The 12845-nt window shown below is 58.5% G+C and carries 10 protein-coding genes and 1 pseudogene; all 11 read left to right on the forward strand.

Features of this window, described 5'->3' with window-relative positions:
* Nucleotides 1–116: 116 nt before the first annotated feature.
* The 11 genes and pseudogenes from N4R57_11005 to N4R57_11055 all read left to right on the forward strand — a co-directional run bounded on the left by N4R57_11005 (nt 117) and on the right by N4R57_11055 (nt 12842).
* The gene (locus N4R57_11005) at nt 117–1325 is read left to right on the forward strand and encodes a LysR family transcriptional regulator (GenBank protein ID UYV39475.1); all 1209 of its coding nucleotides are present in this window, start codon (nt 117–119) and stop codon (nt 1323–1325) included.
* A gap of 114 nt (nt 1326–1439) precedes the next feature.
* Nucleotides 1440–1832 (forward strand): protocatechuate 4,5-dioxygenase subunit alpha, encoded by a 393-nt coding sequence (ligA, locus tag N4R57_11010; GenBank protein UYV39476.1) that lies wholly within the window; start codon nt 1440–1442, stop codon nt 1830–1832.
* Nucleotides 1832–2686 carry a class III extradiol dioxygenase subunit beta gene (locus tag N4R57_11015; protein ID UYV39477.1) on the forward strand — a complete coding sequence of 285 codons (855 nt, stop codon included), beginning with the start codon at nt 1832–1834 and terminating at the stop codon, nt 2684–2686. Before ligA ends, N4R57_11015 begins: the two co-directional genes overlap by 1 nt.
* Before the next feature lie 21 nt (nt 2687–2707).
* Nucleotides 2708–3649, forward strand: a complete 942-nt coding sequence (locus N4R57_11020) for a Gfo/Idh/MocA family oxidoreductase (protein UYV39478.1) — start codon at nt 2708–2710, stop codon at nt 3647–3649.
* 463 nt (nt 3650–4112) lie between these two features.
* Entirely contained in the window at nt 4113–6077 is a 1965-nt protein-coding gene (gene acs, locus N4R57_11025; protein ID UYV39479.1) for an acetate--CoA ligase, read from the forward strand.
* A gap of 5 nt (nt 6078–6082) precedes the next feature.
* The gene (locus N4R57_11030) at nt 6083–6766 is read left to right on the forward strand and encodes an adenylate kinase (GenBank protein UYV39480.1); all 684 of its coding nucleotides are present in this window, start codon (nt 6083–6085) and stop codon (nt 6764–6766) included.
* Nucleotides 6767–6846: 80 nt separating this feature from the next.
* Entirely contained in the window at nt 6847–7107 is a 261-nt protein-coding gene (locus N4R57_11035; GenBank protein ID UYV35610.1) for a DUF4212 domain-containing protein, read from the forward strand.
* Between the two features lie 14 nt (nt 7108–7121).
* Nucleotides 7122–8909 carry a cation acetate symporter gene (locus N4R57_11040; protein ID UYV35611.1) on the forward strand — a complete coding sequence of 596 codons (1788 nt, stop codon included), beginning with the start codon at nt 7122–7124 and terminating at the stop codon, nt 8907–8909.
* Nucleotides 8910–9014: 105 nt separating this feature from the next.
* Nucleotides 9015–10843: pseudogene (locus N4R57_11045) on the forward strand (DUF294 nucleotidyltransferase-like domain-containing protein).
* Between the two features lie 65 nt (nt 10844–10908).
* Nucleotides 10909–11430, forward strand: a complete 522-nt coding sequence (locus tag N4R57_11050; protein UYV35612.1) for a hypothetical protein — start codon at nt 10909–10911, stop codon at nt 11428–11430.
* Entirely contained in the window at nt 11430–12842 is a 1413-nt protein-coding gene (locus N4R57_11055) for an exonuclease domain-containing protein (protein ID UYV35613.1), read from the forward strand. Before N4R57_11050 ends, N4R57_11055 begins: the two co-directional genes overlap by 1 nt.
* Nucleotides 12843–12845 lie beyond the last annotated feature (3 nt).

Below are 12845 nucleotides of genomic sequence, written 5' to 3' on the forward strand. Positions count from 1 at the left end.
TATTGTGTGAATTCGCGGGGTGACTACCCGTGGTAGGCATCTTGGCCGACCGCGTTGAATTTGCCTATTTCGAATTGCGGACCTAAAATAAGTAAACGCTATAGCATGGAACTTTGATGATCTCAGACTTTCCGAATATCCGCCATATGCGTGTGTTCCTCGAAGCCGCACTCTCGGGGTCTGTTTCGGTTGCTGCGGATCGCTGTGCGCTGTCGCAACCCGCAGCGACGCAGGCGATCAAGCGGCTTGAAAGCGACTTGGGCGCGCCGTTGCTGGTGCGCCGGTCGCGCGCTTTTGTGCCGACGGAATGCGGCGCGTTGTTCATGGCGCGCGCAGGCTCGGCGCTTGATTATTTGCGCAGCGGAGCCAAAGCGGCGGAGCGGGCCACCAACAAGGCGCACGCGCCGCTTGATAGGCTGGTCACGGCGGCGCAATTGCGCACCCTGATTGCGGTCGCGGCCTCGGGCAGCTTTACAGTAGCGGCCAACCGGCTTGGCCTGTCACAACCCACTGTCCACCGCGCCGCCCGCGGGTTGGAAGACGCCGCTGGCACCAGTTTTTTCAAGGCAACGCCGGCGGGTGTGGAGCTGACCCAAGCGGCGCAAGCCTTCGTTCTGGGAGCGAAACTGGCGCAATCGGAGATCGCTCAGGGGATCGACGAGATTGGCCGCGCCCTTGGCCGCGAGCGCAGTCGTTTCATTCTTGGCAGCTTGCCTTTGGCGCGCACGGCCATTGTGCCAAAGGCCGCGCATGCGATGGTGACGGACACGCCGGGCATGCAGGTGCGCGTCATTGACGGGCGCTATGACGAATTGCTGCGCAGCCTTCGAGAAGGCGATATCGACTGCATGATCGGCGCTTTGCGCGACCCGCCACCCGCCGATGACATCACACAGGAACGCCTGTTTGATGACGCTATGGCCGTGGTCACACACCCGACGCATCCGCTGGCCCAGCGGCGCGGCGTCAGTTTGCAAGACACGCTGAGCTACCCTTGGATCGCGCCGCCGATGAGCACACCGGCGGGGCAATACCTATTTGACACACTGGGTTTGCAGCAGATGGAGGAAACGCCGGTGCGGGTGGTGTCGTCTTCGCTGGTTATGTTGCGCGGGCTTTTGGCCGAGGGGCCCTATGTGTCGATCATCTCGCGAAATCAGGTTAGTGTGGACGAACGCGCCGGGCATATTGCGATACTTGACCTTGAGCTGACGGGGGATCGGCGGGCCATCGGGTTGACCACGCGCTCGGGTTGGCGGCCGACCGAAAGCCAGGCGCGGTTCATTCAGTTTCTGCGCGATACAGCCCGGAGCGAGGCCGCGTGAAAGGCTTCTGCATCGCGGCATAATAGCTTTTTTCAATACGCAAGGGTGCACAATCAATTGGGGTTCCCTGCCCCACAGATGATAGCAACGACGATGTCAGGAGAGGACAGGATCATGACCGATAAACCCTATGAGGATATTCCGGGCACTTTCGTGTTCGATGCCGACCGCAGCCGCGAGGGCTATCACCTCAACCAGTTTTGCATATCGTTGCGATTGCAAAAGAACCGCGATGCGTTCAACGCCGATGAGGCCGCATATCTTGACGCCTACCCGATGAGCGCGGAGCAGCGCGAAGCGGTGTTGACCCGTGGCTGGAACCGTCTTCTCGAACTGGGGGGCAATATATATTACACCTCAAAGCTGGCCGCGAATGACGGCATCAACTTCCAAGAACTAGCCGGAATCATGACAGGCATGGGGCGCGACGACTATCGCGATATGATGTTGCATGGCGGGCGATCCCCCGAGGGGAACCGATACAAATCCGAATGGGAGGATAAATAATGGCCCGGATTACCGCAGGTGTGGGCTGTTCCCACGTGCCCGCCATTGGCGTGGCGATGGACACTGGCATCACCGATCAGCCCTATTGGCAGCCGGTGTTCGAGGGGTTCAAGAAATCCCGCGAATGGATGAAGGCGCAGAAAGCCGATGTGATCTTTCTTGTTTACAACGATCATTGCACGGCGTTTGACGCCTCGTGCATCCCGACATTCGCGCTCGGCTGTGCGGCTGAGTTTCAGCCAGCCGATGAAGGTTGGGGCCCGCGTCCGGTGCCGGTGGTCAAGAACCACCCGGTTCTGGCCAGCCATATCGCGCAGTCGCTGGTGTTGGATGAATTCGACATCACGATCATGAACGAAATGGAGGTCGATCACGGGCTGACCGTTCCTTTGAGCGTGATGTATGGCGAGCATGGACCCGATGAGGAATGGCCCGCTCTGGTCATTCCGCTGGCGGTGAATGTGGTGCAATACCCTGCCCCGACCGGCAACCGCTGTTACAACCTTGGCAAAGCCATCCGCCGCGCGGTCGAGAGCTTTGACGAGGATCTGAATGTGGTGATCTTTGGCACCGGCGGCATGAGCCACCAGTTGCAGTACAAGCGCGCCGGGTTGATCAACCCGGAGTGGGACAAGAGTTTCCTTGACCGGTTGACCAGCGATCCCGTGGGGCTGAGCCAGATGCCGCATGTGGACTACATGCGCGAAGCGGGTAGCGAAGGCGTGGAAATGGTGATGTGGCATGTGATGCGCGGCGCGCTGGATGATGAGGTGACGGAAGTGCACCGCCATTACCATGTGCCGGCGTCGAACACGGCTGTGGGCCACATCATTCTTGAGAACAACGCGGCATAAGCCGACAACAGGAGTAGAAACATGCGAATTTGTGTGGCCGGGGCCTATGGCGCCTTTGGGATCAAACATCTGGACGCGTTGGCACAGATCGAGGGCGTTGAAGTCACCTCGGTGATGGGGCCGACCGAAGCCAAGATCAACGCGCTGGCCGCCGAGCGGGGCATCCCGCATGCGGCGACCACGCTGGAGGAATGTCTGGCGCAGGACACGGTGGATGCGGTGATCCTGTCGACGCCGACGGGGCTTCATGCCGAACAGACCATTGCCTGCATGAAAGCGGGCAAGCCGGTTCTGGTGGAAATCCCCATGGCCGACAGCCTTGCCGATAGCGAAGAGATCATCCGGGTTCAAAAGGAAACCGGTGTTCTGGCGATGGCCGGGCAAGTGCGCCGGTTCAACCCGTCGCATCAGTGGATCCACAACAAGATCCTCGCCGGTGAGTTGAAGGTTCAGCAGATGGACGTTCAGACCTATTTCTTTCGCCGCTCGAACATGAATGCCAAGGGCGAGCCGCGCTCGTGGACGGATCACTTGCTGTGGCACCATGCCTGTCACACGGTTGATTTGTTCCAGTATCAGACCGGCGAGACCGTATCCGAGGCCTATGGTCTGGAAGGCCCGCATCACCCCGAACTGGGCATTGCGATGGACATGAGCATCGGGATGAAGACCCCATCGGGCGCGCTTTGCACGCTTTCGCTCAGCTTTAACAATGACGGGCCTTTGGGCACGTTCTTTCGCTATATCTGTGACAGTGGCACTTATATCGCGCGCTATGATGATCTGTTTGATGGCAAGGAAGAGCCGATCGACCTGTCTGGTGTTGCTGTTTCAAACAATGGCATCGAACTTATTGACCGTGAGTTTATCGCCGCCATCAAGGAAGGGCGCGAGCCCAATGGTGCAGTTGTTCAGGTGATTGACGCGATGCGCACGCTCGACAAGATCGAGAAGTGTTTCTGAAATTTGCAGACGCCGTGCTGTGAGCATTGGTGAGAATGGGCCGCCTCGGGGAACCGGGGCGGCCCTTTTTGCGTGTGTCTGGTGGTGAGTCTGATGGGCGTCAACGGGCGACTCGGAAAGGTATCAACCGCAGCGTCGCGTGCGGAAAATACCATTATGTCGCAGGTTGCAATTGCTTAAAAGCTGACCCATGGTCAACTTTCAATGGGATGCAGGTTTTGGGAGGTCATGTCAAAGGCGCGGCAATTGCTTGCTTTTCATGGTAAATTTTTCGTTAGAAAAGAACTTTTCTAATTTCTGCGAAACGCCGGAAAACAAATTTACAGAATTTTCGTTTCCTTTGGCATGGTTATTCAAAACTTTGCATTTTTTGCTATGATCCGTTTGACATCGGAAAGTTGCGCTCACGCTTAGTTGAGGAGGCAGGGCGCATCAAATCCAACGGCTTGAGGGAGGAACCAAGATGCCGATTGACGCCACACAACAGAACAGCTATCCCCCGTCCGCGGAGATCGTGTCCAACGCTCATGTAGACGCGGCGAAATATGATGCCATGTATGCGGCATCCATCGCCGATCCAGACGCGTTCTGGAGGGAGCACGGCAAGCGGATTGACTGGATCAAGCCCTTTACCAAAGTGCAGAACGCCTCGTTCGAGCCCGGCAACATCGACATCAAGTGGTTCGAAGATGGCACGTTGAACGTATCGGCCAACTGTGTCGACCGTCATCTTGCCACGCGCGGAGATCAGACCGCGATCATTTTTGAGCCGGACGACCCGAGCGAAGATGCGCAGCACATCACCTATGCGCAGCTTCATACCAATGTCAGCAAATTCGCCAATGTGCTGAAGAAGCTGGGCATTGAAAAAGGCGACCGGGTTGTCATTTACCTTCCGATGATCCCCGAGGCCGCCTATGCAATGCTGGCCTGTGCGCGGATCGGTGCGATCCATTCCATCGTTTTTGCAGGCTTTTCGCCCGATGCGCTTGGCGCGCGGGTCAATGGCTGTGATGCCAAGCTGGTGATTACCGCAGACACCGCCCCGCGTGGCGGGCGGCGCACCAAGCTGAAAGACAACGTAAACCAAGCCCTGCTGAATGATTTTGACGAGGTGAAGTGCCTTGTGGTCCAGCGCACCGGCGATCAGGTGGCGTGGCGCAATGGGCTGGATTTCTGGCTGCATGAGGAGCTTGAGACCGTCTCCGCGGATTGCCCGCCAGAAGAGGTGAACGCCGAGGATCCGCTGTTTATTCTCTATACCTCTGGTTCGACCGGGCAGCCCAAGGGAGTTGTGCATTGCTCTGGCGGCTATCTCGTCTATGCGGCGATGACCCATGAGATCACGTTCGATTACCATGACGGCGATATTTACTGGTGCACCGCCGATGTTGGTTGGGTCACGGGCCACAGCTATATCGTTTATGGGCCGCTGGCCAATGGTGGCACGACGTTGATGTTTGAAGGGGTGCCGACGTATCCCGATGCCAGTCGCTTTTGGCAGGTGTGCGAGAAGCATAAGGTGAACCAGTTTTACACTGCCCCCACCGCGTTGCGCGCTTTGATGGGGCAAGGGAACGACTTTGTCGAGAAATGTGATCTGTCGTCGTTGCGCATTCTTGGCACAGTTGGAGAGCCGATCAACCCCGAGGCGTGGACTTGGTATAACGACGTGGTTGGCGGCGGGCGCTGTCCGATCGTTGACACATGGTGGCAGACCGAGACCGGCGGCCACATGATGACCCCCCTGCCCGGCGCTCATGCGACAAAGCCCGGTGCGGCGATGCGCCCGTTCTTTGGGGTGCAGCCCGTTGTGCTTGAGCCGACCAGCGGCGAGGAGATCAGTGAATCCCCGACCGAGGGCGTGCTGTGCATCAAGGCCAGCTGGCCCGGCCAGATGCGCACCGTTTGGGGCGATCATGAGCGGTTCGAGAAGACCTACTTCGCGGACTACAAGGGCTATTACTTTGCCGGTGACGGCTGTCGGCGTGACGCGGATGGCGATTATTGGATCACCGGTCGGGTTGATGACGTGATCAACGTATCCGGTCACCGGATGGGCACCGCCGAGGTCGAAAGTGCGCTGGTGGCGCATTCGGCCGTGGCCGAGGCCGCCGTTGTGGGCTACCCGCATGATATCAAAGGACAAGGCATCTATTGCTATGTCACGTTGATGAACGGGGTTGAGCCGACCGAAGATCTGCGCAAAGAGCTGCGTACATGGGTGCGCACCGAAATCGGCCCGATTGCCGCGCCGGACCTTATCCAATGGGCGCCCGGCCTGCCGAAAACCCGTTCGGGCAAAATCATGCGCCGTATCCTGCGCAAGATTGCCGAGGATGATTTCGGCGCGTTGGGCGATATCTCGACCCTTGCCGAACCGGCGGTTGTGGATGAATTGATCGACAACCGGATGAACAAGGGGTGAGCGTGATGGAAGCTGCTAACACACTCGCCGCGCCGGTGTTGATCCTTCTCGGCCCTCCGGGGGCCGGGAAAGGCACACAGGCGCGCAAGCTGGAAGAAAAATTCGGGCTTGTTCAGCTTTCCACTGGCGATCTGTTGCGGGCGGCTGTGGCCGCTGGCACCGAGGCCGGAAAGGCCGCCAAAGCCGTTATGGAGGCGGGAGAGCTTGTCAGTGACGAGATCGTCATCGCCATTCTGCGTGACCGCCTTGGCGAGGCCGATTGTGCCAAGGGCGTGATCCTTGACGGCTTCCCACGCACAACGGTTCAGGCCGAAGCGCTGGATACGCTGTTGCGTGAGACTGGCGCAAAGATCAACGCGGCGATCAGCCTTGAGGTGGAAGACGCGGCGATGGTGGCGCGGATTTCGGGCCGCTTTACCTGTGGCACCTGCGGAGAAGGCTATCACGACAGGTTCAAACCCACTGCCAAAGACGGTGTATGTGACAAATGCGGCGGCACGGACATGAAACGCCGCGCCGATGACAACGCCGAGACCGTGGCCTCGCGGCTTGCGGCCTATCACGCGCAAACCGCGCCTTTGATTTCTTATTACGACCGACAGGGCGCTTTGCACCGGATCGACGCCATGGGCGAGATCAATGCAATCGCTAACGGCCTGAAAACGATTGTCGCCAAGACGACAGCCTAAGGTCGAACTCCATAAGGAAACGCGCCGTGGATGAGCCACGGTAGCGTCGTTGCAACCTCATTTAGGAGGAGGATGAAGCTATGTCTGAAGATACATCCAACAACGCTTATTGGTCCGCCAATGTGCGCATAATTCTGGTCAGCCTCGTGATCTGGGCGCTGGTCTCTTTCGGGTTCGGCATTCTGCTGCGTCCGATGCTGAGCGGCATCGCCGTTGGCGGGTCTGACCTTGGCTTCTGGTTTGCCCAGCAAGGGTCAATCATTGTCTTTCTGGCGCTGATTTTCTTTTACGCCTGGCGGATGAACAAGCTCGACCGTGAACACGGCGTCGAAGAAGAATAAGGACAAGGGGACAGATGGATCAGTTTACAATCAACCTGCTGTTTGTGGGCGCGTCGTTCGCGCTCTACATCGGCATCGCGATCTGGGCTCGTGCCGGATCAACGTCTGAATTTTATGCTGCGGGACGCGGCATTCACCCGGTCACCAACGGGATGGCAACGGCGGCTGACTGGATGTCGGCGGCCTCGTTCATCTCGATGGCGGGTCTCATTGCCTTTACAGGTTACGACAACTCGACATACCTGATGGGCTGGACAGGCGGCTACGTCTTGCTGGCGCTTTTGCTTGCGCCTTATCTGCGCAAGTTTGGCAAATACACCGTGTCCGAGTTTATTGGCGATCGGTTTTACAGCCCCACAGCCCGGATCGTGGCCGTGATCTGTTTGATCGTGGCCTCGACCACTTATGTGATCGGGCAAATGACCGGCGTCGGCGTGGCCTTTGGCCGCTTTCTTGAGGTGTCCAACACGACCGGTCTTTTGATCGGGGCATGCGTGGTGTTTGCCTATGCGGTGTTTGGCGGCATGAAAGGTGTGACCTATACGCAGGTGGCGCAATATTGCGTTCTTATCCTCGCCTATACCATTCCCGCCGTGTTCATTTCGTTGCAGCTTACCGGCAATCCGATCCCTGCGTTGGGTCTTTTTGGTGAGCACACAGCTAGCGGCGAGCCGTTGTTGGCCAAGCTTGACGCTGTTGTCAAAGAGCTGGGCTTTAACGAATACACGACGCACCATGCCGATACGCTCAACATGGTTTTGTTCACGCTGAGCCTGATGATCGGCACCGCCGGTTTGCCGCATGTCATCATGCGCTTTTTCACCGTGCCGCGTGTGGCTGATGCACGTTGGTCGGCGGGTTGGGCGCTGGTCTTTATCGCGCTGCTTTACCTGACGGCTCCGGCTGTGGGGGGCATGGCCCGTCTCAATATCACCGAAATGATGTGGCCAAATGGCGGCGTCAACGGCGAGGCTGTGAGCGTTGAGCAGATCGAAAACGATACGCGCTATGACTGGATGGCAACGTGGCAGAAGACTGGCCTTCTCGATTGGGAAGACAAGAATGGCGACGGCAAAATCCAGTATTACAATGACAAGAATGCCGACATGCAGGCGTTGGCCGCTGAGAAGGGCTGGACCGGGAATGAGCTTACCAAGTTCAACCGCGACATCCTTGTTCTGGCCAATCCGGAGATAGCCAACCTGCCCTCTTGGGTGATCGGTCTGGTGGCTGCTGGTGGTCTTGCAGCAGCGCTTTCGACGGCTGCTGGTTTGTTGCTGGCGATTTCGTCAGCGGTGTCACACGACCTGATCAAAGGCTCGATCAACCCGCAAATCTCGGAAAAGGGAGAGTTGCTGTCGGCGCGGATCGCTATGGCCGTTGCCATCGCGGTTGCGACCTATCTTGGCCTCAACCCGCCGGGCTTTGCGGCGCAGACTGTGGCTTTGGCCTTTGGTCTTGCGGCGGCGTCGATCTTTCCGGCACTGATGATGGGGATCTTCTCGACCAAGATCAACAACACCGGTGCGGTTGCCGGGATGTTGGCGGGCCTTGGTGTGACGCTGGTCTACATCTTCCTGCACAAGGGGTGGCTGTTTATCCCCGATACCGCCAGCTTTAGCGATGCGGATCCGCTGCTTGGGACCATCAAGTCGACGTCGTTCGGCGCGGTGGGTGCTGCGGTCAACTTTATCGTGGCCTATCTGGTGTCTAGCGCGACGAAAGAGACTCCGCAGGAGATCAAGGATCTGGTGCAAAGTGTGCGCGTGCCGCGTGGTGCGAGTGCCGCGCAGGATCACTAATGCAGAACGGCGAGCGGCCATGGCATGGCCCCTCGCCCTCTGGTAATCTGATCCTGTCCGGTGCAGATCGGGCAGGGTTTTCATTTTTCCGAACAAGGCCTTCCTATGCCCCATTCGCGCGATCAAATCCTGCGGTTCCTGCAAGCGGTTCACCCCTATGACAGCCTATCATCCGAGGCGCTTGAGGCGCTGGTCGGGAAATTTGAGGTGATGCAGGTTGAACCCGGCGCGGTGATTTATGAGCTGGGTGATACCCTGCCGGGATTGTGCATCGTTTTTGACGGTTTGGTCGAAGTGCGCGACGCGAATGGAGAAATCGTGAGCCTTCTTGGCGCGCGAAACTCTTTTGGCGAGCGCGGATTGTTGCGCGACGGGACGGCCGTGACCTCGGCACATGCCAAGGCGGCTGCCACGCTTTTGGTGCTGCCCCCTGCCCCGTTTCATACGTTGATCGCAGGGCACGACGCCGTGAAGCGGTTTTTGACCGCTCCCGTGGGCCGCGGCCTGCCGGGAACGACCTTGCCACCAGCCGTGTCGAAACCCTTATGGCGGCAAACCCGATCACCTGTTCCGCGCAGACCACGGTTCGCGAGGCTGCGCGCAGCATGCGAGACAAGCGGGTCTCTTCGCTTTGTGTGACGGAGGGCGCGGACCTGTTGCGCGGGATTGTCACCACGCGCGATCTGTCGGGCAAAGTGTTGGCCGAGGCGTTGCCCGTGTCCACCCCGGTGGCCGAGGTCATGACGGCCAATCCGATCACGCTTGCGCCTTCGGCTATCGGCTCGGATGTGCTTCATTTGATGATGGAGCGGCAGGTCGGGCATGTGCCGATCGTCGAAGCCGGCAGGTTGGTCGGGATTGTGACGCAAACCGATCTGACCCGTTTTCAGGCCATAAGCTCGGCCGAATTGGTGAGCGAAATTGCCCGTGCCAAAGACGGCGACGCCATGGCCGAAGTGACCGCGCGCATTCCGCAACTTTTGGTTCAGCTGGTTGCCGGAGGCAGCCGGCACGAGGTGGTCACGCGCCTGATCACCGACATTGCCGACACCGCCACCCGGCGCCTTTTGGCGCTGGCAGAGGCGAAACTGGGCAAACCACCCGTGCCTTACCTCTGGCTCGCCTGTGGCTCGCAAGGGCGGCAGGAACAGACCGGGGTGAGCGATCAGGACAATTGCCTGTTCTTGCACGACGATGTGAGCGAAGCGGATGTCACCGGCTATTTCGCCGAGCTTGCCAAATTCGTGACCGATGGGCTGAACACATGTGGCTATGTTTACTGCCCCGGCGACATGATGGCGACCAACCCTCGGTGGTGTCAGCCCCTGCGCGTTTGGAAGGACTACTTCAACGCCTGGATCAACAAACCCGACCCCGAAGCACAGATGCTGGCCTCGGTCATGTTCGATCTGCGCCCGATTGGCGGCGATGAGGCGCTGTTTCGCAACCTTCAGGACGTGACGCTTAAAACCGCGAGCGACAATTCGATTTTCGTGGCCCATATGGTGAGCAATTCGCTAAAGCACACGCCGCCGTTGGGGTTGCTGCGGGGGTTGGCGACAATCCGGTCGGGAGAGCATAAGGATGCGCTGGACATGAAGCACAACGGGGTCGTGCCGATTGTTGATCTGGCGCGGATCTATGCGTTACGCGGGAGGCTTGCGCCGGTCAACACGCGCGCCCGTTTGCAAGAGGCGCGCGAGGCAGGAGAGTTGAGCCGATCCGGGGCGAGCGATCTGCTGGATGCCTATGACCTGATCGCCGAGACCCGGCTTTTGCATCAGGCACGGCGTGTCAAAGCGGGGCAAACGCCGGACAATTATCTGATGCCTTCCGAGCTGTCGGATTTTGAGCGCAGCCACCTGCGCGATGCGTTTGTGGTGGTGAAAACCATGCAGTCGGCCATAGGGCACGGGCGTGGTATGCTAAGTTAAATCAACCCGTTTTCCCGCCGCCATCAGAGACGTTGGCCGCGGGTGAAGCGCAAGGGAGGACGCAAATGTTCCTTGAACTGATCGCAACGATTTTCGCAGGCATTGCCGCTGCGGGTGTCGTGATGCTGCTGAACAAGCTGATGGGGGGCCGCCTGCCAAAATGGCTTGTGCCTGTTGGGGCTGGGGCGGCGATGATCGCCGTGACCATTAGCAACGAATACGGCTGGTTCCCCCGCACCAAGGCGGCGCTTCCTGAAGGGTTGATTGTGGTTGAGACGGTTGAGACCAAAGCGTTTTATCGGCCTTGGACCTATCTTTACCCTTATGTCGAACGGTTTGCCGCGCTCGACAAGGGATCAATCAAGACGCATAAATCGCGCCCCGACAACAAGCTTGCCGATATGTATTATTTCGGGCGATGGGCGCCGGTTCACAAGCTGCCCGTGTTTACCGATTGCGCCAATCCACGCCGAGCCGCGCTTACCGATGGGGTGAGCTTTGGGGAGGATGGCAAGATCGAAGGTGTCGATTGGGTCAAGGTTGCAGCGGATGACCCGACCCTTGTTGCCATTTGTGGTGCGGGCTGATGTTGACCAAGTTGGGATTGCGCCTTCGGGTCTTTCTTTTCTTTGTCTTTATCGCGGCGACGGGCGTTGCGATCATCGCCGGTGCGCTGCTTCTTGGATACCGGCGGATGGTTGTCGGCGAGGAAGCCTCGGCGTTTGTGTTTGTTGGCATCCTTGCCACCTTTGGGTTTGTCGCGGTGGCCGTCGGGGTGTGGCTGCTTTTTGATGAAAACGTCGCCAAGCCGATTGAGCGGCTGGCTGCGAATATGCGCACGCGCGCCCATGCCGATGTTGACGTCACGGTGGACACCCATCAGGCGCGGTATCTGGGCGATCTTGGACCCGCGGCGCAGGCGGTTTCAGGTCAGCTTTCGCATTCCACCATGAACGCTGCTGCCAAGGTGGCGGCCGAAACTGCGCGGCTCGCAGCGGAAAAAGACCGGCTGACCACCCTACTGACCGAAATTCCGGTGGCCATGATCGTGGTAAGCCCGACCCATCAGATCGTTCTGTATGACGGGCAGGCAGCGGCGGTTTTGGGTCAAATTCATGCGCCCCGGCTGAATGCGTCGGTCTTTGAATATTTCCGCCAAGATACGCTTTTGGAGGCCTATGAGAAGCTACAACAAGCGCAGCGTGACGTGAGTTTTGAGGTCTGTGGCGTTGAAGGCAGCCTGCGGTTTGATGCACGCTTGAAACCCTTGGGGCAAGCGCCGGGGTATATGATCGTGATTGACGACGCACATGCAATGATCGCCCCCAACGAGGCGCGTCCGCTGACCTATGATTTTGATCTGTTGGAGCATGACAGCGAAAAGGCGATTGAGGATCGCCCCATTGAGGGGTTGAACTATGTGGTGTTTGACACCGAAACCACGGGCTTGCTTCCCAATAAGGACGAGATCGTACAGATCGGCGCTGTGCGTGTGGTGAATGGCAAAATTGTCTCGGGCGAGTTGATGGACCAGTTGGTGAACCCCGGTATGAAAATACCGTCGTCGTCGATCAAGGTGCATCGGGTGACCGACGACATGGTCATTGATGCCCCCGACATTCAAACTGCCGGGCGCGCGTTTCACAGCTTTGCCCGTGGCGCGGTGATTGTTGCTCATAATGCGCCGTTTGACATGGCGTTTTTACGTCGCCATGCCAAAGTCTCGGGCTTGGTGTGGGATCATCCGATCCTTGATACCGTTTTGCTATCGGCGATTTTGTTCGGAGCAAGCGAAGAGCACACGCTTGACGCGCTATGTGATCGGCTGGGGGTGAGCATTCCGCCCCTTATGCGTCACACGGCATTGGGCGATGCACAGGCCACCGCCGAAGTGCTTTGCAAGATGTTGCCGATGCTGCGGTCGCGTGGATTTGCCAGCTTTGGGCAGGTGATTGAGCAGACCCGCCGGCATGGGCGATTGTTGCAGGACCTGAATTGAGGT

It is taken from the genome of Rhodobacteraceae bacterium D3-12 (assembly GCA_025916135.1).
Lineage (GTDB): Bacteria > Pseudomonadota > Alphaproteobacteria > Rhodobacterales > Rhodobacteraceae > JAKGBX01.

Excerpts from the sequence above, each read along its gene's own strand:
- N4R57_11005 (UYV39475.1), top strand. The coding sequence starts at position 117 with ATGATCTCAGACTTTCCGAATATCCGCCATATGCGTGTGTTCCTCGAA.
- ligA (UYV39476.1), top strand. The coding sequence starts at position 1,440 with ATGACCGATAAACCCTATGAGGATATTCCGGGCACTTTCGTGTTCGAT.
- N4R57_11015 (UYV39477.1), top strand. The coding sequence starts at position 1,832 with ATGGCCCGGATTACCGCAGGTGTGGGCTGTTCCCACGTGCCCGCCATT.
- N4R57_11020 (UYV39478.1), top strand. The coding sequence starts at position 2,708 with ATGCGAATTTGTGTGGCCGGGGCCTATGGCGCCTTTGGGATCAAACAT.
- acs (UYV39479.1), top strand. The coding sequence starts at position 4,113 with ATGCCGATTGACGCCACACAACAGAACAGCTATCCCCCGTCCGCGGAG.
- N4R57_11030 (UYV39480.1), top strand. The coding sequence starts at position 6,083 with ATGGAAGCTGCTAACACACTCGCCGCGCCGGTGTTGATCCTTCTCGGC.
- N4R57_11035 (UYV35610.1), top strand. The coding sequence starts at position 6,847 with ATGTCTGAAGATACATCCAACAACGCTTATTGGTCCGCCAATGTGCGC.
- N4R57_11040 (UYV35611.1), top strand. The coding sequence starts at position 7,122 with ATGGATCAGTTTACAATCAACCTGCTGTTTGTGGGCGCGTCGTTCGCG.
- N4R57_11050 (UYV35612.1), top strand. The coding sequence starts at position 10,909 with ATGTTCCTTGAACTGATCGCAACGATTTTCGCAGGCATTGCCGCTGCG.
- N4R57_11055 (UYV35613.1), top strand. The coding sequence starts at position 11,430 with ATGTTGACCAAGTTGGGATTGCGCCTTCGGGTCTTTCTTTTCTTTGTC.